Source organism: Eubacterium sp. An3 (assembly GCF_002159465.1).
In the GTDB taxonomy this organism is placed as follows: domain Bacteria; phylum Bacillota; class Clostridia; order Lachnospirales; family Lachnospiraceae; genus Anaerobutyricum; species Anaerobutyricum stercoris.
Genome location: NZ_NFIR01000073.1, coordinates 1 through 3,446 on the forward strand (window position 1 = coordinate 1; position 3,446 = coordinate 3,446).

The following is a 3,446-nucleotide window of genomic DNA, read 5'->3' on the forward strand; positions in this document are numbered from 1 at the left end:
GGCCCATTATCCCAGAAGTATTGTTATTCCAAGAGAACTGCCAAACTCAGCGTAAATCAGCAGTTCTCCGTTTTGGATCTCGAATAATAATAACTACTTTTTACCTTAAGAATTCGGGTATGTTACTTTTTTTATCCGTGTGTTCAAAAGGATTATCCATGGGAAACCATTTGTCATTCCATAATTTAAGCTGTTTGTTCATCGTATCCTGTGTTACCTCTGTATATATCTGAGTAGTCTGCAAGGATACATGTCCCAGAAAGTTCTTAACAACAATAAGTGGGACTCCTGCCTCAAGCATATGTGTGGCAGTAGTGTGTCTCATGGAATGTGGTGTGTAGTTGTATCTGAACATATCAGGATACTTACTTTTCGCCTTGTCAATATACTTGGAATATATTTCCTCAATACAGGATACGGACATCTTTTCATGTCTCTGACTAGAGAATACATGCCGTTCTGTGTAATTTATTATTCTACGATGTACAATATATTTTTTCAACATATTTGAAGCATCACATGGAATACCTATACGGCGCACCTTTTGACCTTTACCGTGTATGTTGATACCGGCTCTGTCAGGATAGAACTGTATGTCCCCGACTGTTAAATCACATACCTCCTGTGCTCTTGTACCACTAGCATACATAAAACACAGCAAAGTCTTGTCTCTTAATCCGATTTCATTCCTTGGATCAGGTAATTCGAATAAGATTTTAATCTCATTCTTTGTGAATGAGCTTCTCCCTTTGCGAGGAACTTTCTTCTTTGGAACTTTCAGCACACAGTTCCTAAAAATAACTGCGGAACCAAAATCCCTGTTCTGGGCATATATCGAGAATGCCGCAATAGCAGAGAGCCTTTGATTTCTTGTGCTGACACTGCAATTACGTTCTGATTCCAGCCAGTTTAAGAATTCTATGATCAGCTTGTCATCCAGAGTGCTGAATTCCACTCTGTCAGAAGGGATGCCTTTTACGGTATATAAAAATTCCATAAGTATACGGAATGTTGCCTTATACGAAGTTATCGTTGATTGAGATAAGCCCCTTACAGTTGGTAAATATATATTGAAATAACACTCAAGGTGATCCATGAAAGAAACTTTTTTATTCTTCATAGTCCACCTCCGGCAGCAGATCACTCATAAATCTGCCAAAGGAATCGATGGATTCCGGAAACAACTCATTGCTAAATTTAAGGTATTTGGCCGTTTCATTAATGTTTTCATGTCCAAGGTAAACTGACAAGAAGGGAACAGCATCATCAAGGTGCCTTCCTTCCCGTTCTGCCTTTGCAAAAGATTTAAAAGCAAACACATGCCGCATACAATGCAGGCATGGACCTCGCTCATATTTTTTCCGATTAGAGACTTGAATGCCATTATTATGAAGTATATGCTCAAATCTATATTTTACTGCCCTGGCGGATATATGCCCCTTGTTTTTAGAGGATGGGAAAAGCCATATATTCTTACTACCGATAAGATTCATTGCCATACAGTACTTGTATAGGATATCTGCCATGGAAGGAGACATCGGAACTAACCGTTGTTTATTACCTTTTGTGTTGATAAGACGTAGAATGCCATCATCCAGGTCTACATCGTTCATACTTATTTTAACCGTTTCACCGATTCGAAGGCCACAACTATATAAGAGCCTGAGAATCACCGGAAACTCTATCACCAGATAAGGATCAGACTTTGCATCCTTTTGAACGATGTTATCAGCAGATTCGAAAATACCATTCAATTCCGTATCGCTAAATAAATATGGAATATAGTCATCATGAACTTTTGGTATGGACGGTATGGCGACACTTTCTCCCGTATATTTGAGAAACTCTAGGAACTGACGTATTACAATGATTTCGTTTTCAATAGAACTGCTTTTTCCCGAAAGGGAACCAATCCATTCGTTGATGAAATCTTCCGTGATGTGTCCGGGAGAATCCAACCGGTTGGAAACATACGAGTCAAAGCGACGCAAATAGCATAATTCGTGTTTTTCTGCACTTTCACTCAATGTTTCCCGACGCAGCCCGTAATATTGTGATAACTGATCTGAGTAAATGCTATTAAACATGAGGGATCACCTCCCTGCCAGAAAGATACTCACGGAAAATTCCTGTAGGGATCGGAGGATCTATGGAACACATCCGCAGATTCTCAATATCCGCTTTAGCGTAATGCTTGATAACATCTGGATTTGAATGTCCCAGTATCCTTCTAACCACCTCATAAGATACATTATCATTTACCATTGAACTTGCGAGCGATGACCGAAATGCATGTGGACCATGCTTTTTCCCCGCTGTATTGACATTTGCTGCAACAAAACATTTATTTATAACATGTCGTATGATGCTTGTAGTAATACGGTCATACGGAGCCTTCATGCTATGAAATACGTACCCGTCTTCTAAAGAGTATTTATCATTTTCAAGATGCATTGAAATAGCATTCACAACTTCATAAGGCATCTGCAGTGTGAGAGGCATTCCTGTCTTTTCCTGGGTTATACTAATGCATCCCGTGCTAAAGTTGATTTCCGATAGTTTAAGCTTTGCAATATCGCCTGCACGGAATCCCATCCGTGATGCCAATCGGATGATGGCAAGATTTCTCTTCCCAATAGTAGTATTGGTATCGACAGCAGCTTCAATCCTGCTGATTTCATCTGGCCTATATGTAGTAGGGAGTACTGCGCCTCTCTTATAGTGTGGAACAATCCTGGCAAGATCCGCCTCTATGAGGCCTTTTTCAGCAAGATAATTCAGGAATTGTCGGATACGTGCATAGGCATCCTTATTGGAGAATGTAAGCAAGGCCTGTGATATGATACCAGTGTTTAATTGGGAAAAGTCAAAACAACCTGCATTTTCCACAAAGTTTAAAAAAGATATACATGTTCTTTCTTTTAAGCAGATCGTAGTCGGTTTATTACCCTTAGCCATGCATTCTTGTAGAAATCCGTTCAAAGTGTTTTCAAACACCAAAGGGACCTGTTCGTGATAGTCACCATGATGGCACCTATAAGGTTTTCCGTCAATGTAGTCATCCAACCTTCGAACTGCACAGGCATAAGCTACTAGGGTGGATTTGCTGACATCTGAATTGGCAAGAAATGCTTTGCCTAATTCAGGAGTGTATATGTCCGTGTCATGATGATTCAGAAAAATATGGATGCGATTGTAGGTTCGTTGATATACAGTCAACGTTGAATCCATGTATTTCTGAGATTTTAATTGCTCCAGAACTGCTTTCATCAGTTCATCAAATGGTAAGATTATATTTCCCATATGCGCCTCCTTTATAATGAGATGAATTAGTTACATTTTCATTGTAAAGGAGTACTATCGTTATTCAAGAAATATACTGTAAAAAGCAACATTTATGCCACATGAAGACTTACTTCTGGGATAATAATACTTCTGGGATAATG

3 protein-coding genes are annotated in these 3,446 nt (G+C 39.3%); all 3 read right to left on the minus strand.

Annotation, left to right across the window (positions count from 1 at the left end; genetic code table 11):
- Positions 1-100: 100 nt before the first annotated feature.
- Genes B5F87_RS20155 through B5F87_RS20165 form a run of 3 tightly spaced genes read right to left on the minus strand, consistent with a single transcriptional unit; the run spans position 101 to position 3,303 of the window.
- Entirely contained in the window at positions 101-1,120 is a 1,020-nt protein-coding gene (locus B5F87_RS20155) for a tyrosine-type recombinase/integrase (RefSeq protein ID WP_087284421.1), read from the minus strand.
- Positions 1,110-2,087 (minus strand): tyrosine-type recombinase/integrase, encoded by a 978-nt coding sequence (locus B5F87_RS20160; protein ID WP_087284424.1) that lies wholly within the window; start codon positions 2,085-2,087, stop codon positions 1,110-1,112. Before B5F87_RS20160 ends, B5F87_RS20155 begins: the two co-directional genes overlap by 11 nt.
- Complete coding sequence (locus tag B5F87_RS20165) at positions 2,080-3,303, minus strand: tyrosine-type recombinase/integrase (protein ID WP_087284427.1); 1,224 nt, start codon at positions 3,301-3,303, stop codon at positions 2,080-2,082. The genes B5F87_RS20160 and B5F87_RS20165 overlap by 8 nt, the downstream gene beginning before the upstream one ends.
- Between the last annotated feature and the right edge of the window lie 143 nt (positions 3,304-3,446).

What these genes read in the sequence shown, in the direction of transcription:
- B5F87_RS20155 (WP_087284421.1), bottom strand. Translation starts at nt 1,120, where the DNA reads ATGAAGAATAAAAAAGTTTCTTTCATGGATCACCTTGAGTGTTATTTC.
- B5F87_RS20160 (WP_087284424.1), bottom strand. Translation starts at nt 2,087, where the DNA reads ATGTTTAATAGCATTTACTCAGATCAGTTATCACAATATTACGGGCTG.
- B5F87_RS20165 (WP_087284427.1), bottom strand. Translation starts at nt 3,303, where the DNA reads ATGGGAAATATAATCTTACCATTTGATGAACTGATGAAAGCAGTTCTG.